This is a genomic window from Ruminococcus sp. 1001136sp1, from assembly GCF_039841815.1.
Classification (GTDB): domain Bacteria; phylum Bacillota; class Clostridia; order Lachnospirales; family Lachnospiraceae; genus Blautia_A; species Blautia_A faecis.
The window spans coordinates 62,867-85,827 of record NZ_JBDPGY010000011.1 but is presented as its reverse complement, the minus strand read 5'-3'; the positions used below and the strand labels follow the sequence as shown (position 1 = coordinate 85,827).

Genomic DNA, 22,961 nt, shown 5'->3' with positions numbered 1-22,961 from the left:
TGGTAGGATTCTTCCTGCAGGGGCGGTTCTGATTATTTAATTGTGATTTGTTAATCCTGTTCTTTTTTGCGGCGTCTTCTGGTTGTTTCTTCGATTGCGAGAGCTGCAACAAAGAGCAATGCCATATAGAAGCCGATTGGTGTGTCATCACCTGTCTTAACACCTGTGGAGGTGCCTGGGGTTGGTGTAGGAGTTATTGTCTCCTCAGGAGTTACAGTAGGTGTTGCTTCCGGCTGTTCCTGGTTGATGATGGTTACCTCTGCATTGAGATTATTTTCATTAAACAGTACATTTCCATTTTCAACAGTTACTGCGTATCTGAATCCGTCTGTACCACCTACCAGATTTCCTTCTGCATCTGTCTCTGCAACATAAAGCGTAAAGGATTCATCCGGTATTACAACTGCCTGTGTACTCTCAGATACTGTGGAGCCGCCTGCAAGATCAAGTGTCAGGATGTTCTTCTCTGTTCTTGTGGAAAGAGTTGTGCACTCTTTGTCATCAAAGATACCTGCATAGAAAATCTCATCACTTTCCAGGGCATTTCCATCTGCACCAAGAAGCTTCTTGGTTACATTCAGAGTCGCGATCTTGTAGAATCCATCCGGCCATTCGCTGAACTGGTTCTCGAATGTGATGCTGCTCTTTGCGCCATCCTCAGTTACGGTGATTGCCTGTCCCTGTGGATAAACCGGTACATAAACCTTTTCATCCGGCGTCATGCCTGAATCAATTGCTTTTCCGGTTACATCTGTCTCACTTACATAGTAGGTTCTTCCAAGATCCAGATTGGTAAAGGTAACTGTGGAAGAAGATGCATTCTTAAACTCAAGTGCTTTTACATCAGAAGCAGGAATTGTGCATTCTGCATCTGCGAAAAGTACTGCGTAGAAGGTCATGTCCTTAGCGCCTGCAAGTGCATCGTTCAGCTTCAGTTCCTTGGTGATCTCAATTGCAGCGGTCTTGCTCTTTGTCATGGCATCCTTCATCTCAACTGCATTTTTTGTGTCATCTGCATCAACAGTGAAGGTGATCGGCTCTGCGATCTCATATCCTGATGGTGCTTCTGCCTCAACCAGTTTGTAGGTCTTGCCAAGAACAAGTTTCGCTGTGATCACATGTGGTGTACCATCTGAGGTCCACTCTTCCACAACCTTATCCTGGTCATCTACTACCTGAAGTTTTGCTCCTGCAAGAGCTTTCAGGGTGGTGTCGTCTACCTTGGAAATGGTAACCTTGGTAGTATCGTTGACAAATTTCATGGCTGTCTCGGTGTAATCTTCTCCATTTACCTTAGTGGTAAGCTTCAGAGTTCCGTCACGGTTGTCTTCTACATTTACAGTTACTGTATAAACAGTCTTATCGTATACGTAGGTATCTGCCTCTGATGGGAGCTTTTCGTTTACGGTGTAGGTAAAGGTCTTGCCAGCATCTTTCTCTGTATAGGAAAGCTTGCTGAAGCTGATCGCACCTTTTTCGTCGTTCTTGACTGTCTCAATTACCTTGCCATCTGCATCTTTCAGTTCGAATTCGAAGGTTCCAAGCTGTTCAGCTTCTACCTTCATGGACTTCTGGGCTTTCAGTTCAAGGTCAGCGGAAGCACTGTAGGTGTTAGTGAAGGTAACTGCTCCAGTGAGGTCTTCACTCTTTACAGGTTCGCCGTTCTTTGTGACAGAAGTAACTTTCGCTGTTAACTTGCCTGCATTGTCGTCTGTTACGTCTACTTTTACAACGTATTTGCTTTCATCATACTGGTATGCCGGTTTCTCATCTTTTACTTCGGTAATCTGGTAATAATGGGTTCCGGATTCCTTATATGTGATGATTGGGAATGTGATGGCGCCGCCATCAGCATTCTTCACAGTTTCGCTGTAACCATTTTCTACAGCCTTTCCATCTGCATCCATTTCTGTTGCCTGGAAGCTGAACTGCTCTGCTTCCAGTGTCTGACCTTCCAGAGTCTTGGTTGCACCAAGAGCGATCTGACCAGATGTTGTGTAGGTGTTGGTAAATTCCATGCCTGTTACAGTGGCATCCTCGGAGGTTGCCTTGGAGGAATGGATGACTGGGGTTACGGTTAAGGTACCGTTGCCTGCGTCTGTTACGGTTACGTTGATGATGTAGATGGTGTCGTCGTAAGTGTAACCTGCTGCATCACCTTTCACCTCATTTACAGTGTACTGGTACTCGCCGATATCATCTACTTTCTTATCCGTGTTATCTTTGTAAGCTGCATCTTTTACAAGGCTGTACTTAATTTCGTCAAAGATTACGTTTCCGTCAGCATCGTTGGTCTTGGTCTGAAGCACCTTGCCCTCTTTGTCGCGAAGCTCGAATGTAAACTGATCTTTTGCAAGAGGTGTCTCTGTGGTTGTCAGAGTCTTCTTAGCTGTCAGGTTCAGGCTTCCGGATGCGGAGTAGGTGTTCTTCATTTCAACCTTGTTGTCGGTGTCGTTCTCACTTACCGTAAACTCGACAGGATCTGCCAGGGTATAACCAGCTGGAGCGGATTTCTCGACTAACTTGTAGGTTTCGCCGAGGATCAGCGCGCCGGTGATTACGTGTGGTGTTCCATCTGTGGTCCAGGAATCAACCACCTCATTATTCTTGTCGCGAACTTCAAGTTCAACACCAGAAAGCTGATTTCCTAAAGCATCTACTTTTGTAATCGTTGCTTTAGTAGTATCGTTGACAAACTTCATTTCCGGATCTGTGTAATCCTTCTCTCCAATTTTGACTGTCTTAGTAAGTTTCAGAGTTCCGTCACCGTTGTCTTCTACTTTGACTTTTACAGTATAAACAGTGGTATCGTATACATATTTAATACCATCAGTTTCATACTGAGCCTCGGTAGATGGAGCTTTCTCTCTTACTGTGTACGTATAAGTATTGCCAACATCTGAGAGATTATAATGAATCGGAGCAAATGTGATTGCACCAGCTTCATTGTTTGTAACAGTCTGCGTTTCGATGTTGTCACCGCTAAGTTCGAATTCGAAGGTTCCGAGCTGCTCAGATTCTACCTTCATGGACTTCTGGGCTTTCAGTTCAAGGTCAGCGGAAGCACTGTAGGTATTATTAAAGGTGACTGTCTTATTTTCTACAAGCTTACCGTCTTTTGTGACTGATATAATTGCTGCTGTTAATTTACCTGCCATATTATCTGTTACATTTACAGCTACAACATATTTGCTTCCATCATACTTGTATGCCGGTTTCTTACCATTTATTTCTGTAATTTGATAATAATAGATTCCGGTTTTCTCATATTTAATGGTTGGGAATACAATGGAACCGTCTTCCGCATTTTTAGCAATCTTTTTGTAACCATTTTCTACTGCGTTTCCATCTTCACCAATTTCTGTTACCTGGAAACTAAACTGCTCTGCTTCCAGTGGCTGACCTTCCAGAGTCTTGTTTGCGCTAAGGACGATCTGACCAGATGTCGTATAATTATTGATAATTACTGGTGTCTCTACTGCTGTCGTGCAGTTTTCATCACTGTAATAACTTACCTTTGTCTTATACTCATTTCCTTCTTTTCTTACACTTACCTTTGCGTAAAGCACGTCACCTGAAACAGTCCATTCCGGATGCTCTCCGATAATTCCTTTCTCACTGATCTTATAGATATAATCCTTTACTTCCTTGTAGCCGGTGATCTTTCCAAAGCTTACGTCAGATCCATTGTTTGTCACTGCCGTTGTTCCAGGCATCGGCGCTCCCTCAGTCAGTGCTTCCAGCTTAAACTGGAAGTAATTCGGGATCGCTCCTGTCCAGCTCTCAGTTGCGGCTTTCTGGATCTCAAGCTCTGCGCTTCCCTCAGTCGGTGCGGTATAAGTATTGGTGATCACTGGTGTCTCTACTGCTGTCGTGCAGTTTTCATCACTGTAATAGCTTACCGCTGTCTTATACTCGTTTCTTTCTTTTCTTACACTTACCTTTGCGTAAAGCACGTCACCTGAAACAGTCCATTCCGGATGCTCTCCGATAATTCCCGTCTCACTGATCTTATAGATATAATCCTTTGCTTCCTTGTAGCCGGTGATTTTTTCAAATGTTACCTTTGACCCGGTATTGGCTGCCTCTTTGTTGGACAGCTCTGGTGCTCCAGGAGTCAGCGCTTCCAGCTTGAATTTGAAGTAATTCGGGATTTCCCCGCTCCAGTTCCCTGTTGCTGCCTTCTGGATCTCCAGTTCTGCGCTTCCCTCTACATCTTCAGCTTTCTTATTATTAATTTCAATTGTTCCAACCACAGTTGAATTACTGAAAACAGCAATTGCGTCCTGAAGCCCCATTTTTACTAACTCATCTGCTGATTTACTATAGTCAGTAAAATAAAATTCAATAGGATTTCCTGTTTTATAACCACTAGGTGCGGTAGTCTCTACTAATTTATATTTTACATATAAATCAAATACAGTTTTATCTAACTGTTTAGATAATTGAATTTCATCTGTTTCACCATTAGCTTTTGTTTTAATACCACTTTTTAAAACCTTTCCATTTGAATCCTGCAATTCAAATATCGCATTAGGTAATCCCTTTGATGCATTTTCTTCATCATATTTGTACAATAAAAGTTTGAGACTGCTGACTTCAACATTTCCACTTGAATTTTGCTTCTTTTCTACATTATTACTAACTTTACTGTAATACTCATCCCTTCCATTTATATAGGCCGTATTACCGTAGTCAATTTTACTGCCAATACTTCCAGTTACTGTCGCTTTATATTCAATTACATATGTAGCATCCTCTACAGGATTTAAAATCAGAATCTTCATTCCAATTGACGTTGGTGCCACAATATAATCTGCATTAGCTGTAAGTAACCTTTCTCCTTGTTTTACACTAAATGTACTATAATCAATTTTAAGATTTGTACAGTTATCATCAATTTCTAAGTGTCCATCTGAATTTTTATAATTATCTGTATATTTTACAGTTATTTTAAAACCAGCCTGATAGCCATTTGATACACTAGGATTTGAATTTTCCTCTTTAGTAAATAAAGGTTTTTTATAAGTATAATCGCAACTAGCTTCTCCTGCTGCATCCTCACCATTAGCCTTTACTGATACACTATTGCTCAATACTTGTCCATCGCTAGATGTTACTAATGACTCATCTACTGCCATTTGATAATACAACTTGTAAACACAATTTTTACCTTCATATGTTCTTGTTAATTTTCCAAGATTAAGTTTTAGAACAGTCTTACCATTTTCTTCTATCGTAGGATCTGCCATCCAACCTGCAGCCTCATCAGAACCACTAGCATTACTATCACCCTTATACTCATTTTGTGCCCACATGAGTTTTGCACTACCCAAAACATATGACAACGAAGAGCTATGTGTATCAGTTATAATAACATCTTCGGTGCCTAAGCCAATACGCTTCTTGTCAATTGTGATACAATAACATATCTTGTTTCCTTCTGTGCTCCATTTTTTATCGTCTGCACCATATCCTGTAAAATAGGAACTTACATTTTCCTTTGCAACCTGCAATTTTCCCGGAACATATCCATCTGCAAAGACTTCCCAGCCATTTCCAGATGCCGTATTTCTTACTAAAACACCAGGTTTATAAGCCACATCCCCAGTAGCATTCTGATATTTGTTGAAGGTTTCATATTCTAATATAATATCTCTCGCTTCTCCGATTCCCTCAATTTCCGAATATGTTTTATTAGTTTCCACATCACTTCCAGAAGAATCCTTTGATAAAAAGAATAAATAATTACATAATTTTCCACCTTCTACATTTTGTCCATATTTTACATTATCTTTACTAATCTTTTTTCCTGGATCAGTGACAGTTATTGATGATGTATCAATCCACCCCCATTTATTCCAACCATCAGCATCCTCATTATCTGACCCTTGTCTTACAGTATCCTTAATAAAAAATTTCATACCACCTGCCGGAACATGAATAGTAACTCTCCATTTCATTTTATCTTGTGTTCCAGAAAGAAATGTCTTTTCGGGATTAGGAACTTTACCTGTTAATGGACCTGATCCAGATGCTCCCGGATGATTACGGTTGCCATCATCAACATCATTTTTTACGCTAACTGAACCAATAAGACTATCTAATTTTGCCTCATCAACCAGAGTCTTATATGAAAAAGTATATTTGTAAATCAAACTATCGTCAGTATAATTATCTCCTGAATTTTTTCCGATCGTATATGACCATGTATTTCCATCTGCTGGTACAGTAATATCAAACTCAACACCATCAGATCGTTTAACATGAATCACATCTCCCTTCTTAAATTTCGTATACTCGTTATCCTGTAAAGTATCTGTTACCGTGTTTCCTTTAACAGGTTGTTTTCCATCAACATTGTATACGAAAGACCACTCTAAGTATGTCTTACCACCTTCTGTAACTAATTTAGCATTATCCTTCTTAAACCACTGATTATTTTTGAAATTATTTCCAATATCAACTGATGGCTCATTGCTGATGATATCTTTGCTGCCATTTTTACCTTTTACAACTACGCCATTATTAGTAGAATAACTTTCCCCATTTCTTATCTTCTCTAATACACCATCTTTAAATCTTGCCTTATAAACTAACGTAGCTGTTTTATCTTTAAGCAATTCACCTACTGTTACTTCATAACCATTTCCTGTTACAGCAAACTTTCCCGGCGTTGGTGTTCCGCCATCAACGGTAAGTGTATACTCATTTCCTTGTGAATCTTTCACAAGCTCCAAGTCACTTCCCAGCTTATCAATAATTTTAACGTCAGTTGCATTTCCATTTTCTGCTTTAGTTATAATTGTATATGTTATTTCTCCAGTTTTTTCATCATATGATGCACTTTTTTCTGTATAAAGGTTTACATCTCTATTAACATGAATCTCTTTTTCAATTGTGGTTCCTGGTACAGTTATTTTTACTACTTCGTCCGTAACCGTATTTTTTATTTCTGCTGAAAACGTGAAATTCCCCTTTACAAGGCCTTTATCAGCCTGCTGCATAAACTCATCTGTAAAAACAACTGAAACATCTCCCGCATCATTAATAGTATAATCTCCAACAACAGTCTTATTATCATCCGCATATAATTTTCCACTTTCCGGCCAATTTGTCAAATTGTTAGGCATAGAAAAAGTCATATTTTTCTGAATGTGTTTTCCCTGATTAACAAGCTCTGAAGTTTCGGCAAATGAAATAGTAAAGTCATATCTCGCAGAAGGACTGATTTTATCATTTGATGAAATTTCTTTTCCATCGACTTTAATTGTCATTCCTGTTATAAAATCGGACAATTTACTACTTCCAGTTTGTACCGCCACATTTTGTACTGTCGTCACGCCACCCACAATTGAAAAACTATCCTGCGTAAAACCCATAGAGGTGATCTCTCCGTCTGCGTTTGTGTTTACGTACTCGGTTACAACCTCTGCCTGACCTTCATTGTCCAGATGTACAACATCTTTATTTACGACGTCACCGTCAACGGTGCTTTTCTGAATCTCTTTGAAGCTCATATCTACTTTTACATTTCCGCTTTCCGGCTCGATTCGGCTTCCGTCGGCGGTCAGAAAATATACATCGTAAAGTACGTACTCAGCTTCCGTATTCTCAGCGTCCAGTCCCAACTGGCTGCTCAGCTGGCTGTTGAATGCTGCTACTGCCGCATTGTAGCGATCAGTGCCAGGTGCAATATAGTCAGCTTTGATTTCTGCATCCTGTGGAAGGTTTGCATCTTCCGGAGCTGTTGCTGTAATCACTACACGACTGTCTTCATATCTGAAAGAAGTCTTCGGTGTTTCTGTCGGAGCCGGAGTCGGTGTCTCACTTGGGGACGCGCTGACTTCTGGTGTAGGGGTTGCAGTTGCCTCGGCAGCTGGTGTTGCTGTAGCTTCCGGTGCTGCAGGAGCTTCCGTCACTTCTGCTGCTGGTGCCGCTGTGGGCTCTGTTGCAGGTGCTTCTGTCGGAGCTGCTGCAGGCGCCTCTGTTGGCTGCTCTACAGGTGCTTCCGTTGGCTGCTCTGCTGGCGCTTCTGTTGGCTGCTCGGCAGGTACTTCCGTTGGCTCCTGAGCTTGTTCCGCAGCAGGAGTTTCCTGCACTTGCTGAGGTTCTTCCTGTTTCTCAGCAACCGGTTCCGCTCCCTCTTCTGTTGCGTATGCTTCTGCTTCGCTTTCAGACGGAGTCGGCGTTGCCGTCGCGTCCTCAACGTAGATATCGTCTGTTGCCAGGACAGTCAGACTAGACTGCTGGAATATCATAGATACCGCCAGAAGTATGGCAAAAAACGATTTCAGCCTTGAATTCTTTTTCATGTTACAACCTCCTTTTTAAGATCGGGTTTTCCTTTTTTCAGTGTGGTTTTGCAGGCAGAAGTAGCCCAAAATCCATTTTCATCATCATATCACACTGATTTTAAAGGAGCAATAATTTATGATTACCTGAAAAATCCCTGTTTTCTGCTGTTTCACTAAGAAACCCGGCACGAATCGGTCTTCATTTTCGTATTTTTACAGTGTGTACTTTAGTGTACTGTCGTTATTTTCGACTTTTCATTGAAAAAAGCACATAAATTCTTATTTTTTCTGCTTTCACAGGGCAAAAAAGCTACATGTTTACTCCATTTTCCCCTGTCTGAATTTCAGCATTTTGCACAATTTCACTTCCTGTTTTCTAAACTATATTCGCTCCAATTTTCGTATTTACTCATGGTGTATCTTGATGTACGCTCTTTCGTGTGCTATAATAAATGCAAGAAAACCAATGCACTTATACAATTGACAAACAAGGAATACGCACCATCTTCATTTTCAAATGATAAAGCATACAGGAGGACCCCCTATGTTTCTCAAAAAGACCCCTAAGGCAAAGGGAACTTACCTTGCCATCACCGAATCCTACTACGATAAAGAGAAGAAAGCCACTCGTCAGAAAACCATTATGGGGTTGGGATATCTGGAAGATTTAAAGAAGGATTACCCGGATCCCATCAGCCATTTCGAGAAGGTTGTGGCTGATATGAACCAGGAGCGAGAAGCCAAAAAGAACTCTGTGGTATATGTTGACCTTACTACTGCTCTCTCACCGGGAGAGCACTCTCTGAAAAATGTAGGCTACGGCATTCTGAAATACCTTTATAAGGAGCTTCAGCTTGACATTTTCTGGCGTACCAGGACCTGGAATCTATCTCTCCCCTATAATATAGAAGAACTTTTCCGATATATGGTCATTTCCCGTGCGCTTTACCCAAATTGCACCTGGAATGAAGCTATTGAAAAAGGAATCTACTTCGAAGAATCCGAAAGCATCTCAGACGAAGACCTGGATTCTGCCTTTCATGTTATTGTGAAACTGCAAAAAGATCTGCAGAAGTGGATTTATGAGCATTCCGGCAGTATCCTTTCCAGAGATACTACTTCTGCATTTTTGGATCACACCAGCTATAATTTTTCCATTCCTGGAAGCATGCCCTCTGACACGCAGCCCAATGCCAGACGTACAGATTCCACCCTTCACCTGGATCTTCTCACGGACAGAAATGGACTCCCCATTGCATATGACCTGTCTACCAGTGGTACTGTGTTGAACCAGTCTGTTTTTAATGCCGTAAAGCAATTAAAGAGAGAGAATCCCAGAACCCGTTTTTATAATACTGCCCCTGCGCGTCCGGAGGAGGAGCCTTTTATTTGCAATGGAGTACCGGCAGACGGATATATTTATGGTCTGCCGGTACATACTGCGAATGCAGAATTTAAGGATTGGGTACTGAAGGATGGTTATCAGGAAATGAAAATTCTGAATGAAAAGCATCAGACTATCCCTCTTCTTTATAAAGAGCGGATTTTTGAGGATAGGGAAAAACAATTTGTATATTACCATGAGCTTCAGGCCAGACAGCAGCGCCTTGCCAGGGAGTCTTCCGGAAAGCGTACCGGATTGAAGCTGGACGGATACACTGCCATTGCTACTGATAATCTGGAGGCGGATAACCTTTCCCCTTATCGTCTTTTCAGCGGACTTCGTCATATGGAGAAAATTTTCCTTGATTCCAAAAGCCAGTATGACTCCTCTGCTACCTTCATCTGGACACCGGATAAGATCAATGCCCATTTTGTGATTGGGTTTGTGTCCTTTACCTTAATGCGTATGCTGCAGGCGAAGCTTGATTTCCAGTTTTCCATGGAACAGATCGGGACTTCTTTGCAGCGGTATAATTGTGTACAGATTGCAGGAAATATTTATCAGTTTACCTATTATGATGTGATTCTGGATGCATGTGAGAAGGCACTGGGGCTGGAGCTGCATAATAAATACCGCAGCCAGCTCCAGATTCGGAGATTGCTGCGGTACTAAGAACTTTATAATTTTATATCTTTTATACATGTCAGGCTTTTTTTGCCTGGCATGTTATCTGTCTGCTCCCAGGCTTCCCTCTCCTGGAAAATGCAGTTCGTACATTTCCCGGGCGGCGCGGGTGACGATTCCAAGCTCTTCTTCCATCTTCAATGTCTGCGGAAGCACCACGGCAGTATCATAAATATCCGCTTTCAGCTTGTCCTTGGCGCGCTCACTACTCATTTTCATAATCCCAAACAGTGTGCTGTTATAAGCCTTATCCGACTCACTAAGCTCCATATAAGTCTTCACCATATGACAGCACTCTCTGTAAAGAAGCTCTTCATAATCCTTACCCTTGGCGCAGATTTCCTGGAATTTCATTTTATTCAGCTGTTTCATGATCTCCTTACGTCCGCCGCGGACTCCCATAAAGCGCTTGCCGCTGTCTTTATTAAACTCCATCAGCATCCACAGTGCGATCAAACCGTCAGCACGAGTATCACCGCCAAGCTCAGACGGATCCTGATAACGGATGTCCCAAAGCTCTCTGCGGATCTGATTCAGCTCTGGCTCCTCTCCTGCCTCAATGGACATATTCAAAAGTGCCAGACGTCTGGCCGGGTCCGATTCTCTGTAGTATTGTGTAATAGTCGGGGTATCCATAGTATTCTCCTTTATACTTCTTCGTAGGTCAGCTCGGTCTCAGCCATATTAAGAGCTTCCTCAATTACCTTGTCCATATCCATATAGCGGTACATGCCCAGTCGTCCGCCAAAGAGTACATTCTTCTCTTCTAATGCACGGCGCTCGTACTTGTCAAAGAGCTCGTCATTCTTCGGATCATTAATGGGATAATATGGCTCTTTTCCCTTCTCCCATGCTGCCGGATATTCTCTTGTGATAACAGTCTTCGGCTGTGTCCCAAACTCGAAGTGCTTATGCTCAATAATACGGGTATATGGCACCTCATAATCGGTATAGTTCACAACCGCATTTCCCTGATAGTTCCCCATATCAAGCACTTCTGTCTCAAAACGCAGGGAACGGTACTCCAGCTCACCATAGCAGTAATCATAAAATTCATCGATCATACCGGTAAAAAGGATCTTATCTGCCTGTGCAGTGAGCTCTTCTCTGTTTGCAAAGAAATCCGTCTTCAGGCAAACCTGGACACCCTCCAGAAGCTTCTTGATAATACGGGTATAGCCGCCCTTCGGAATACCCTGATAGGGATCCTTAAAATAGTTATTATCATAGGTATAACGAAGAGGAAGTCTCTTGATAATAAAGGACGGAAGTTCCTTACACTCTCTTCCCCACTGCTTGCGGGTATAGCCCTCTACCAGCTTCTCGTACACATCCTGTCCCACCAGCGCCAGTGCCTGCTCTTCCAGGTTCTTCGGGTGTGTGATGTGCATGCGGCTGATCTGCTCCTGAATCTTCGCCTTCGCCTCTGCCGGAGTCCGAACTCCCCAGAGCTGATGGAATGTATTCATATTAAACGGAAGGTTATACAGTTCATCCTTATACACCGCAATAGGTGAATTTACAAAGTGGTTAAACTCTGTAAACTGGTTCACATAATCCCAGATTTCCTTCTTAGAGGTATGGAAAATATGTGCGCCATACTTGTGGACCTGGATGCCTTCTACTTCCTCTGTGTAAATATTACCGCCGATATGATCACGCTTGTCGATCACCAGGCAGGTCTTGCCCTTCTTAGTAGCTTCGTGAGCAAATACAGCTCCAAAAAGTCCGGCTCCTACAATTAAATAATCATATTTTTTCATCTTGTGTTGCCCCTTTCTGTTATGGGAATGCAGATTTATTACGTCCGTTTTCTGCCAGACACTGATATACAATGTCTTTCGTTCCCAGATAAAGATGTTATTATTATAACAAATTTTCAGAAAAAAAGGTAGCCCTTTCCATATAAGGACTACCTTTTTTATAAAACTTTCTTAATGGTCGCATCGTAACCTGTAACACGCTTCACGATGGACAACGATCATGCAACCGCATTATTTCGCAGCAACTTTGTCAAACTCATCTGTGATTTCTTTGGATGGAGCCTTCGTAACAAGGCTGACGATCACAATCATCACCAGACTGAGCAGGAAACCAACTGCCAGGGAATAAAGTCCTGTATAGGTTCCCAGTGTCTGTCCTCCAACTAACGGAATATAGTCCCAGATAATAACAGTAAGTCCGCCAGTCACCATACCTGCAATGGCACCTGGAAGATTGGTTCTTCTCCAGAACAGGGACATTACCACGATCGGTCCAAATGCGGAACCAAGTCCTGCCCATGCATTGGAAACCAGTCCCATAATACTGCTGTCCGGATTCCATGCAATGGCAAATGCAATCACTGCGATCGCAATAACCGTGATACGGCTTACTTTCAGAATTTCCTCTGTGTCAGCATCCTTCTTGATAAAGCTGTGATACAGATCCTCAGATACTGCAGAAGCAGTTACCAGAAGCTGGGAATCCGCTGTGGACATGATCGCTGCAAGGATTCCGCAAAGGAACAGCCCGCCGATAAAGGGAAGCGCAAGCTCTGAGGTAAACACCTTGCGGATCATCTCAATAAATACGCTCTCAGAAGAAGCAGCTCCGTTCTCCCCAAGAATAACAGGAAGCAGATAAGCTCTTCCGATCACCGCAATCGCAAATGCAGCTGTCAGGGAAAGAAGATCCCATACAATGGCAATCGCCCAGGATTTCTTCAGTTCCTTCTCATTCTTAACTGCCATAAATCTTACCAGTACGTGGGGCATTCCACAGTATCCAAAGCCCCATGCCAGCTGGGAAAAGATCTCTATAAAGGTATATGGTCTGTCTCCGTTCATAAACGGGTTCAGATAAGCGCCTGCACCGCCAGTCACGCTGCTCTGGGAGATCAGATCTGTAAGATTGCCTGGAAGCAGGAAATACGCCACCAGCGGAACTACAAGAAGTCCGATAAGCATCAGGGTTCCCTGCACAAAGTCTGTTACACAGACCGCCATAAAGCCGCCCATGAAGGTGTAGCAAAGAATAACCGCTGCTCCGATAGCCAGAGCTACATGATAATCAAGTCCAAATACGGTATTGAACAGCTTACCGCCTGCTGCCAGCGCAGAAGCTGTATACACCAGGAAAAAGATTACAATTACCACTGACGAAATCAGAAGCAGGATCTTTTTCTTATCACGGTAGCGGTTCTCGAAAAATGCCGGGATGGTCATGGAATTGTTTGCTGCGATGGTGTATTTACGAAGTCTTCCGGAAATACATACCCAGTTGAGGACAGTTCCGATAAAAAGTCCCACTGCGATCCAGATCTGTCCGGATCCAAAAGAATAAATGGCTCCGGGAAGACCCATCAGAAGCCATCCGCTCATATCAGAAGCCTGTGCAGAAAGTGCTGCCACCCATCCGTTCAGTCCTCGTCCTCCAAGGAAATAATCCTCTGAGCTGGAGGTCTTTTTCATGTAAACCGCGCCGATGACGATCATCATGGCAAGGTAAAACACAAAAGCAATCAGAATTATCACTGTTGTACCACTCAATTTTTTCTCCTCCTCTGTTATAAAATCTGCTGTCCCCAAATCATCCGGACAGCAAAATAACATATTTCATACTTTACCACAGAAGAGTATGAAAGTGCAAGTGATATTGTATATTTTTTGAAAGTCTGCGGTTGATAAACACGGAATATGAAACTACTTATCCTTCCCTTTCAGATAAACATGCTTAATATACCACAAAGCCTTTTCTTCCCCCTTGTCATTGAGGATCCGAAGCAGCCCCTCTAACTCTTTTTTCGTCTGGGGATGTACAAACCACAGCTTCGGCTTGCTTTTCAGAAAATATTCCAGCGGCTTGTGATTGTCGTATGCGTCCCCAAGATACGTCCTGGAGGCACTGATCCTGTCCATCACCATCTCTGCCACATATCTGCGGGGCATTTTCGCCCCCATGATCACATGCTCCGGATCATTTATGGAATAATCCACCCAATGCTCATAATGATGCTTATTGCGCCCTTTATGATGGAGCCAGGCGGTAGACACGCCCGTATCCTCACGTTCTGCGTTATTTGGGCTTCTGTTTCCCTGATAATATTTGCAGCCCACAAGAAATTCCGACGGGGTATATTTGGAAAGGTCATGGAGAAGCCCCTGCTTGTAAAGTCCGATTCGGAAGCAATAGTGCATAACCATCAGCTTATGCTTTGTGATTGTTTTAAAGTGAAGCCATGGATGCATTGTCGCCGGACCTCCTTTCCTTATTCTCAGCTTCTGTCACAGTATTGTCTGAAGCTGCAGTTTTCTTCGCTTCTGCGCCTGGCAGTTTTTCATTCTTTTTTCCTTTGCCAGTATGCTTTCTTTCAGGCTCCGGTTTCTTCACACCCTGAAGTACAACCACTGTACGCGGTCCCACCTCCACAGCTCTTTCATAGACCTGGCCATTTTCCCCATAAAATCCGTCACAGGTCAGATCTCCGGTATCCATCACTTTCTTCCACTCCATCCCCTCTGGCAGATTGGGAAGAGCAATATTCCTGGTTTCCCAGTGAAAATTATAGCCTGTATAAAGGAAATCATCCTCACTTCCGTCCGGCAGCTTTGCATACGCCCCGCACAGCATCACGCCGATCATGCGGCTGGTATTTTCCATGTTGCAGAACCATGCACGTTCCCCATGAAAAGACATATCCGGGAATCCCTTGCCAAGGTAATCTGCCTCTTTCATGCTCTCACTCATATGAAGAACAGGATGAGCCTTCCGAAGTGCAACTGCCTTTTTTACAAAGGCAAGCATACTGGCATTTCTTCGCAGTCCCCGCCAGTCAATCCAGCCAATGGAATTGTCCTGGCAGTAAGCATTATTGTTTCCCTCCTGGGAATTGCCGATCTCATCACCGCCATAGATCATGGGCACTCCCTGGGAAAACAGCATCATGGCAAAAGCAGCACGCATCTGGCGCTCCCTCATCTGACGGATCCACTGCTTCCGGCTTGGTCCTTCAATGCCGCAATTCCAGGAATAATTATAGCTGCAGCCGTCGTTATTGCCTTCCCCATTTGCCTCATTGTGCTTATAATTATAGGAAACAAGGTCATTTAAAGTAAAACCGTCCTGGCAGGTAATATAATTGATCACTCCATGGTCATCTGGATTATGACGGATGCGGTACTGCACAGCCGGAACCATATCCTCATCGCTTTTCAGGAATCTGCGCATATCCTGCAAAAATCCCAGATTATATTCCGCAAAGCATCGCTTTCCTGGTCTGCGGTTCTTATAAAGAGCAGCCGTATCCATTCCTTCTGCCATGATCTTCGTTCCTGCAAGCAGGCCGTCCTTCATGATCAGGTCAAGAGGTGCCCCTTCTCCCAGAATATGAAAGCCGTCCACATGATAATTCTGTTTCCAGAATTGCACTGCACGAAGTGCCATTAAAGGATTAACCTCCGCCGGAAAATACATTTCCATGATACAGCCAATCCCTGCTTTGTGAAAAGCCCTGATCATGTCACAAAATTCCCTGTGGGGATCCCGGGTAGCGCAATAAGCACTCTTTGGCGCAAAATAAAGACCATTTCCATATCCCCAGTAATTTACCTCGTCTTTTTTCCCCTTCTGGGAAACAAGACCGTCTGGCTCCTTTGGCGGAACCACCTCCATAAATTCATAGGCCGGCATAAGCTCTACTGTATTAATGCCAAGCTCCTGCCAGTATGGGATCATCTGTACCAGACCGGAAAAAGTTCCCCGGAGACCTGTCGGCAGCTTGGCCTGCCTGGTGTATCCCCGGACATGTACTTTATAGAGGATCATATCTTCAAAGTCTGTTTCCGGTGCTTTCTCATCCCCCCAGTCATAACCATTTCCGGACCAGAAGCCGCAGCGCACCTTGTGTGGATCTTCCTCCCACGCTGCCCCAAAATGCTCTCTTCCGCTGATCCTGCTGGCACAGGGATCCAGATAGATTTCCCCGTTTATCTTAAAATTGTACTCCAGATTGGTTACATTTAATTTTTTCATAAAGACAGAAAAAATCCGTCCTGTACGATATTTTTCATCCAGAAGAAGCTCATAAAAGGGCTCTCTTCCCCTCTTCCTGTAAAGGAGCAGGTAAACCTCAGAATCCTCTTCCGCTTCCACTGCAAAATTATATCCATCTGCCATCTGGGTTACCCCAAGTAAAAGAGGATAACCGTATGTCACAACCACGCTCTTATTTCCCGGTATTGGCACTTTATAAGCCCTCCTGTCTTTGTCTGCTGTCTCGTCTGTAGCCATTTTTGTACACAGAGCACGTTTCCCAAAGGGAATCTGCACAATGCAATCTTTCTCATGAAATAAAATCATCCGATGATATCTGTTTATCCCCAGATCCTGCCATACAGGACTCCCTATGGTCTAAAATTTCAGATCCAGTTCTACAGGACAATGGTCGGACCCCATTATCTCGCTGTGAATCTTCGCATCCTCCAGATTCTCTTTCAAGGACGGAGAGGTGATGAAATAATCAATTCTCCATCCGGCATTCTTCTCTCTTGCCTTAAATCGGTAAGACCACCAGGAGTAGGCGCCCTCAAGCTCCGGATAAAAGTAACGAAATGTATCAATAAATCCAGCTTCCAAAGTTCTGGTAAAGCAGGCTCTCTCTTCATCTGTGAAGCCTGCGTTCATCCGGTTGGTCTTAGGATTCTTCAGGTCAATTTCCTGATGTGCCACATTCATGTCTCCACAGCAGATCACAGGCTTTTTCTCCTGAAGCTTCAGAAGATAAGCCAGAAAATCTCTCTCCCATTCCATGCGGTATTCCAGTCTTCGAAGCTCTGACTGGGAATTGGGCGTATATACGGTAACCAGATAAAAATCGTCCATCTCTGCAGTGATCACACGTCCTTCTTTATCGTGTTCCTCTATTCCAAGTCCGTAGATCACGGACAACGGTTCTTTTTTTGTAAAAACAGCTGTTCCGGAATATCCCTTGCGGTTCGCATAATTCCAATATTGATAATAACCTGGAAGCTCCAGCTTCACCTGGTTCTCCTGACATTTGGTCTCCTGAAGGCAGAAAATGTCTGCATCCAACTTCGCAAAGCTTTCTTCAAAGCCCTTGGTGATACAGGCACGGATTCCATTTACGTTCCATGATACAAGCTTCATGTTGTTCTCCAATCTGTAAAAATTTATATGATGCACAAAAATCCTTCTGTACATGATTTTGCCCATTTTTTCAAAGTTTCCAGTGAACTTCATTCACCCAAAACCTCTCATAGGATATTGCCTGTGAATATTCAATATATTCTAACACTTTCTTCATTATAACACAGATTTTCCTATTCACAAAACCCTATTTTTCTGGTACAATCTAAATATTGTCCGGGCATACCGTTACCAGTGAAAACGAAGCTAAAGAAGTCCCGGTGTTACCTTGTTTTACAGCATGAACATGTTTTTTCACAGGTAACATATAAATACAAATTTTTTATAAAGTGAGGTATTTTTAATGAGTGATTCAGATATGACAAACTCCTGCAGCAGCTGTGGAAGCAGCTCATCCTGCGGCGGTTCCGACTGTTCCACATGCGGTGGATGCAGCACTGACGCAAACCAGCACAGCACCATTACTCTTACCATGGAGGATGATACTGAGGTAGAATGCGCCATCCTTACCATTTTCCCGGTAGATGCAAAGGAATATATTGCGCTTCTTCCTCTTGACGAAGAGGGCCAGAATCATGACGGCGAAGTTTATCTGTATTCCTTCACCCGCACTGCAGAGGGTGCTCCCATGCTTTCCAATATTGAAAGCGACGAAGAGTACAATAAGGCTGCTATCGCATTTGACACTGTTTTACAGAATGCGCGGGAAGCAGAAGCTGCCGGAACACCTTTAGAGTAATCTCTCCGGTGATCTTTAAAGAAATTTCCTGCGGGAGCATCAAAGTAATCTTCCCGGTGGTCTTTAAAGAGATTTCCTGCGGGAGCCTGTTTGAAAAAGGCTTTCTGCAAAATTTGAAAAAAGCTTAAGAACAATAAAAGCAGGTATCTGTGATTGATAAATTCATCACATTTACCTGCTTTTGTATTTCCCATAAAACTGCGAGGGTGCCGCAGCGGGTTACTTCGTCGTACTTCCAAACCCGCCATTTCTCACATCTGTCACATCATCATCTACGGTAATCCCATACTCAACGAAGATTCCCTGCATAAAGCCTGTATCTGCCTTCAATTCTACCACTTTGTTCTCATTGGTGTCATTTGTCAGCTTGGCAAAAATATGACCTTCATTGTCAGAATAAAAATAATCGCTGTCAATAATCCCCACCGTATTATTCAGCTGCAGACGGAATTTAAATCCCAGGCCGCTTCTTGGATAGCATTTCAGCACCCACTCCTGATCCATCTCCACACGGATCCCGGTCGGAATCTTGATGGTCTCTCCTGGCTTAATGGTAAAATCAGCCGGGGAAAAGAAATCATAGCCTGCGCTTCCGGCAGTAGCTCGTCTTGGAAGACGGATTCCCTCATAAATCTTCTCTGCCTCATCAGCAGACACGCCCTCAAAAGTATCCATCCAGTCTGCCACAAAGCGCTCTTTACTTACTTTATGAAATTTTGCAATTCTTTTCATGTTTCCTCCTGTTTGTCCCGTGCAGACGCCTTTTCCAAAGCTCCGACTCTGCAGCGGATATAAAGAATGCCGGGCACATCTGTCCGGCATCCCCCAAGCTATCACTGTGCTTTTCATACACAGTGGCCTTGCATTTTATTCTTATTTTGCCTCTGCCGGAACATCCTTGATGCTGAAGCTCATTCTTCCCATCTTGTCTTTTCCAAGGCATACAACAGTTACCTTATCTCCAAGTGTAAGAACATCCTCTACGCGGTTGATTCTCTCCTTGCAAATCTTGGAAATGTGAACCATTCCCTCTTTGCCAGGTGCGAACTCAACAAATGCGCCAAACTCCTTGATGCTTACAACCTGTCCGGTAAGGATCTGTCCCTGCTCGAAGTCAGAAGCAATGATCTCAACCATGCGCTTTGCTTCCTGCATGTTCTTGTCATCTACGCCGCAGATAGATACAGCACCCTCATCTGTGATATCGATTTTAACGCCTGTGCGCTCGATGATGGTGTTGATGGTCTTACCTCTCTGGCCAACAACATCACCGATCTTCTGAGGATCGATCTGGATCTGGATGATCTTCGGAGCATATTTTCCAACAGTTGTACGAGGTGCAGGGATACATTTCTCAATAACTTCATTAAGGATGTACTCTCTTGCTTCCTTAGTACGTCTGATTGCTTCTTCTACGATCTGTCTTGTAAGACCGTGGATCTTAATATCCATCTGAATCGCTGTGATACCGTCATGAGTTCCGGCTACCTTGAAGTCCATGTCGCCAAAGAAGTCCTCAAGTCCCTGGATATCAGTAAGAACGATATAGTCATCATCTGTGTCACCTGTTACAAGACCACAGGAAATACCTGCAACCGGCTTCTTAATCGGTACACCGGCAGCCTCAAGAGACATGGTGGATGCACAGATACTTGCCTGGGAGGTAGATCCGTTTGACTCAAAGGTCTCAGATACAGTACGGATTGCATATGGGAATTCTTCTACGCTTGGAAGCACCGGTACAAGTGCTCTCTCAGCAAGTGCTCCATGACCGATCTCACGGCGTCCCGGTCCTCTGGATGGCTTTGTCTCACCTACAGAATAGGACGGGAAATTGTAGTGATGCATATATCTCTTGCTTGTCTCAAACTCGTCAAGTCCGTCAATTCTCTGTGCCTCTGCAAGAGGTGCCAGAGTAGTAATCGTACAGATCTGAGTCTGTCCACGGGTGAACATAGCGGAGCCATGTACTCTCGGGATGATATCAACCTCTGCTGCCAGAGGACGGATCTGTGTGATCGCACGGCCGTCCGGACGTTTGTGATCTTTCAGGATCATCTTACGAACGGTCTTCTTCTGATACTGGTAAACAGCCTCACCAAGAACAGCAAGCCACTCCTCTTTCTCTGCGAAAGCTTCTTTCAGCTTGTCTGTGATCTCTGCAATGTTGTTCTCTCTTGTCTGCTTGTCATCAGAGAATACGGCAACTTCCATTTCTTCCGGAGGAACGATCTCCTTGATGGCATCAAACAGCTCCTGCGGAACTGCACAGGACTCATAGCTGTGTTTCTCTTTACCGCACTCAGCGATGATCTGATCGAAGAATCTGATGATCTCCTGGTTTACTTCATGTGCTTTATAAATAGCCTCGATCATCTGATCCTCCGGAACCTCGTTGGCACCAGCCTCGATCATGATAACCTTATCTCTTGTGGAAGCTACTGTCAGCTGAAGGTCAGAAATATCCTTCTGAGCCAGTGTAGGGTTCACAACATACTCTCCATTGATCAGACCAATCTGTGTCGTTGCACATGGACCATCAAATGGAATATCAGAAATACAGGTAGCAAGGGAAGAACCAAGCATAGCCGGGATTTCCGGGTTGCACTCCGGATCTACAGACATAACCATGTCTACCAGTGTTACGTCATTTCTGTAGTCCTTCGGGAACAGAGGACGCATAGGTCTGTCGATAACACGGGAGGTAAGGATTGCGTGCTCGCTTGCCTTTCCCTCTCTCTTATTGAAACCGCCCGGGATCTTTCCTACGGCGTACATTTTCTCTTCATATTCAACGCTTAACGGGAAAAAGTCGATTCCCTCTCTTGGCTCCTTGGATGCAGTTGCTGTAGCAAGTACAGTGGTATCACCATAATGCATAAGTGCTGCGCCATTGGCCTGTTTCGCAACACGTCCGATATCTACGGTAAGTGTTCTTCCAGCTAATTCCATGGAATAACTTTTGTACATGTCTTCTCTCCTTTTTTCATATAAAATATTGATCTGAAGCCACCTTACACTTCTGCAGAAACTGTGAAAACCAGTTCTGACCGACATATAATGCAGCTCTCTTTGCCTCTGTCACAACAGAAGTCCGAAACGACTGAAAAACACGTTTGATATTGCTGTGAGCAGTTTACTTCAAATGTCCTTTTCAGAAGTCTCGGAAATCTTTATCTGTCAGGTTACCCTTACAGACAATAGTGCCTCTATTGTAACACTTGTCACTATCCACAAAAGCTCCGGTGCGGAACTTGTCTGTGAACAATCATAGCTTTCCTTACATCTTAAAATAGGGCGGATGGATATCCGCCCCTTCCGCATACTAATTATTTTCTTAAACCTAATTTCTCAATCAGTGCACGGTATCTTTCGATGTCTGTTTTCTTTAAGTAAGCTAACAGTCCACGTCTCTGACCTACCATTTTCAGCAGACCACGTCTGGAATGATGATCCTTGTGGTTGTTCTGTAAATGCTCAGTAAGCTCCTGGATTCTTGCAGTAAGAACAGCTACCTGTACCTCTGGTGAACCAGTATCTCCCTCACATCTTGCATACTCTTTCATAATTGCTGTTTTCTTTTCTTTTGAAATCATCTTGATTTCCTCCTTATTATTCTTAATGGTCTCCCATGCAGGTATTCCTGTGGGGACGTAATCGCCGCATATTAAGAGACGGTCGGAGTGTCCAACCCCTGAATATGGGCTGTCTGATATGTGAACGCAAGGACTAAACCTGCTCACACCTTGCCTAGTATAGCATACCCGCCAAATTCTGTAAACTGTTTTTTTCGTTTTTCTTCCCGATATTATTTCTCAGTTTTCTCAAAATATCTCCGGCCATCCTCTGCATCCGCCAGAAGTCTGCTCTTCAGCGCCTCAAGAGAGGGAAATTTCCGTTCCGGCCTCAAAAACTTTTTGAAATCCACCCGGCATTCCTCTCCGTAGAGATCTTCCTTACAGTCAAAAAGATAGGTTTCCACCCCTATAAAGCTCTCACCAACCGTAGGCTTACAGCCAATGTTGGTAATTCCGTGGTATATCTTATCCCCGAAATAAGAGCTTGTCACATACACACCGTTTGGCGGCAGGATCTTGGTCCTGGGAGGCACGAGATTGGTAGTGGGAAGCAGAACCTTATGTCCCATTCCCCTGCCATGTACCACCTGGCCTTCCACAAAATAATCCCTTCCCATAAGGGAAGTGACTTTCTCCATATTTCCTTTTTTCAGTTCTTCTCTGATATAGGTACTGCTGATCTTCCTGTGCCCATCCATTTCTTTGGAAAGGATTTCCACATCAAAGCCATACTTTTCTCCAAATTCCATAAGAAGCCGGGGCGTACCCTTCCGCTCGAAGCCAAACCGGTTGTCCTCTCCCACTACTACGTAGGATGCCCCAAGATCTCCCATAAGAATCTCTTTTATAAAATTCTCAGCCTTCATATGCCGGATCCTGTCATTTAACTGGCATTCTACCAGCACATCCACGCCAAGCTTTTCAAGAAGGGAAGCCCGTTCCTGGCTGGTAAGGATCATATTGCTGGAAGCATCAATGGCAAAAAGGACAGCCTGTTCTCCAAGTGTCTTCCGCTCCCTGATCTTCTCAACCAGTTTCCTGTGGCCACGGTGGATCCCGTCAAATTTTCCCATTGTTACTGCACAGTTGGCAAGTTTTGGAAACTCACCCTCTATCTTCAGGTATTCCATAAT

13 protein-coding genes are annotated in these 22,961 nt (G+C 43.7%); 2 read left to right on the top strand and 11 right to left on the bottom strand.

Features of this window, described 5'->3' with window-relative positions:
* Nucleotides 1–50: 50 nt before the first annotated feature.
* Entirely contained in the window at nucleotides 51–8,315 is an 8,265-nt protein-coding gene (locus tag ABHC48_RS11560) for an FctA domain-containing protein (protein WP_347505545.1), read from the bottom strand.
* 526 nt (nucleotides 8,316–8,841) lie between these two features.
* On the opposite strand from ABHC48_RS11560, the gene ABHC48_RS11555 reads away from it, so the two are divergent.
* A complete protein-coding gene (locus tag ABHC48_RS11555) occupies nucleotides 8,842–10,353 on the top strand; it encodes a hypothetical protein (protein ID WP_195699685.1) in 1,512 nt (503 codons plus the stop codon).
* 54 nt (nucleotides 10,354–10,407) lie between these two features.
* Here the strand turns inward: ABHC48_RS11555 and ABHC48_RS11550 are convergent, their stop codons facing one another.
* From ABHC48_RS11550 to ABHC48_RS11525, 6 genes are all read right to left on the bottom strand, one after another.
* Complete coding sequence (locus ABHC48_RS11550; RefSeq protein WP_118578660.1) at nucleotides 10,408–11,001, bottom strand: DUF6553 family protein; 594 nt, start codon at nucleotides 10,999–11,001, stop codon at nucleotides 10,408–10,410.
* An 11-nt stretch (nucleotides 11,002–11,012) separates the two neighbouring features.
* A complete protein-coding gene (glf, locus tag ABHC48_RS11545; protein WP_118578662.1) occupies nucleotides 11,013–12,128 on the bottom strand; it encodes a UDP-galactopyranose mutase in 1,116 nt (371 codons plus the stop codon).
* Nucleotides 12,129–12,359: 231 nt separating this feature from the next.
* Nucleotides 12,360–13,895 (bottom strand): sodium/proline symporter PutP, encoded by a 1,536-nt coding sequence (gene putP, locus ABHC48_RS11540; protein ID WP_195699684.1) that lies wholly within the window; start codon nucleotides 13,893–13,895, stop codon nucleotides 12,360–12,362.
* Nucleotides 13,896–14,048: 153 nt separating this feature from the next.
* Nucleotides 14,049–14,594, bottom strand: coding sequence for a DUF5662 family protein (locus ABHC48_RS11535; protein WP_173716340.1), 546 nt, complete (start codon nucleotides 14,592–14,594; stop codon nucleotides 14,049–14,051).
* Nucleotides 14,572–16,704, bottom strand: a complete 2,133-nt coding sequence (locus ABHC48_RS11530) for a Type II secretory pathway, pullulanase PulA and related glycosidase (protein WP_195699683.1) — start codon at nucleotides 16,702–16,704, stop codon at nucleotides 14,572–14,574. Before ABHC48_RS11530 ends, ABHC48_RS11535 begins: the two co-directional genes overlap by 23 nt.
* A gap of 51 nt (nucleotides 16,705–16,755) precedes the next feature.
* Nucleotides 16,756–17,511: an exodeoxyribonuclease III gene (locus ABHC48_RS11525; protein ID WP_173716342.1), complete on the bottom strand. Its 756-nt coding sequence runs from the start codon at nucleotides 17,509–17,511 to the stop codon at nucleotides 16,756–16,758.
* A 343-nt stretch (nucleotides 17,512–17,854) separates the two neighbouring features.
* Here ABHC48_RS11525 and ABHC48_RS11520 point away from each other — a divergent pair, with 343 nt between their 5' ends.
* The gene (locus ABHC48_RS11520; protein ID WP_118578668.1) at nucleotides 17,855–18,250 is read left to right on the top strand and encodes a DUF1292 domain-containing protein; all 396 of its coding nucleotides are present in this window, start codon (nucleotides 17,855–17,857) and stop codon (nucleotides 18,248–18,250) included.
* 219 nt (nucleotides 18,251–18,469) lie between these two features.
* Here ABHC48_RS11520 and ABHC48_RS11515 read toward each other — a convergent pair whose 3' ends face one another.
* The 4 genes from ABHC48_RS11515 to ABHC48_RS11500 form a co-directional block, all read right to left on the bottom strand.
* Entirely contained in the window at nucleotides 18,470–18,982 is a 513-nt protein-coding gene (locus ABHC48_RS11515; protein ID WP_118578670.1) for a deoxyuridine 5'-triphosphate nucleotidohydrolase, read from the bottom strand.
* A gap of 141 nt (nucleotides 18,983–19,123) precedes the next feature.
* Nucleotides 19,124–21,220, bottom strand: a complete 2,097-nt coding sequence (locus ABHC48_RS11510; RefSeq protein WP_148462345.1) for a polyribonucleotide nucleotidyltransferase — start codon at nucleotides 21,218–21,220, stop codon at nucleotides 19,124–19,126.
* A gap of 359 nt (nucleotides 21,221–21,579) precedes the next feature.
* Entirely contained in the window at nucleotides 21,580–21,846 is a 267-nt protein-coding gene (rpsO, locus tag ABHC48_RS11505; protein ID WP_148462347.1) for a 30S ribosomal protein S15, read from the bottom strand.
* Between the two features lie 212 nt (nucleotides 21,847–22,058).
* The gene (locus ABHC48_RS11500) at nucleotides 22,059–22,958 is read right to left on the bottom strand and encodes a bifunctional riboflavin kinase/FAD synthetase (protein WP_173771820.1); all 900 of its coding nucleotides are present in this window, start codon (nucleotides 22,956–22,958) and stop codon (nucleotides 22,059–22,061) included.
* Between the last annotated feature and the right edge of the window lie 3 nt (nucleotides 22,959–22,961).

Bases quoted from the DNA above. Each gene is read 5' to 3' on its own strand.
- ABHC48_RS11515 (WP_118578670.1), bottom strand. From the start codon at position 18,982: ATGAAAAGAATTGCAAAATTTCATAAAGTAAGTAAAGAGCGCTTTGTG.
- ABHC48_RS11550 (WP_118578660.1), bottom strand. From the start codon at position 11,001: ATGGATACCCCGACTATTACACAATACTACAGAGAATCGGACCCGGCC.
- ABHC48_RS11555 (WP_195699685.1), top strand. From the start codon at position 8,842: ATGTTTCTCAAAAAGACCCCTAAGGCAAAGGGAACTTACCTTGCCATC.
- glf (WP_118578662.1), bottom strand. From the start codon at position 12,128: ATGAAAAAATATGATTATTTAATTGTAGGAGCCGGACTTTTTGGAGCT.
- ABHC48_RS11530 (WP_195699683.1), bottom strand. From the start codon at position 16,704: ATGATTTTATTTCATGAGAAAGATTGCATTGTGCAGATTCCCTTTGGG.
- rpsO (WP_148462347.1), bottom strand. From the start codon at position 21,846: ATGATTTCAAAAGAAAAGAAAACAGCAATTATGAAAGAGTATGCAAGA.
- ABHC48_RS11525 (WP_173716342.1), bottom strand. From the start codon at position 17,511: ATGAAGCTTGTATCATGGAACGTAAATGGAATCCGTGCCTGTATCACC.
- ABHC48_RS11510 (WP_148462345.1), bottom strand. From the start codon at position 21,220: ATGTACAAAAGTTATTCCATGGAATTAGCTGGAAGAACACTTACCGTA.
- ABHC48_RS11535 (WP_173716340.1), bottom strand. From the start codon at position 14,594: ATGCATCCATGGCTTCACTTTAAAACAATCACAAAGCATAAGCTGATG.
- ABHC48_RS11500 (WP_173771820.1), bottom strand. From the start codon at position 22,958: ATGGAATACCTGAAGATAGAGGGTGAGTTTCCAAAACTTGCCAACTGT.
- ABHC48_RS11520 (WP_118578668.1), top strand. From the start codon at position 17,855: ATGAGTGATTCAGATATGACAAACTCCTGCAGCAGCTGTGGAAGCAGC.
- ABHC48_RS11560 (WP_347505545.1), bottom strand. From the start codon at position 8,315: ATGAAAAAGAATTCAAGGCTGAAATCGTTTTTTGCCATACTTCTGGCG.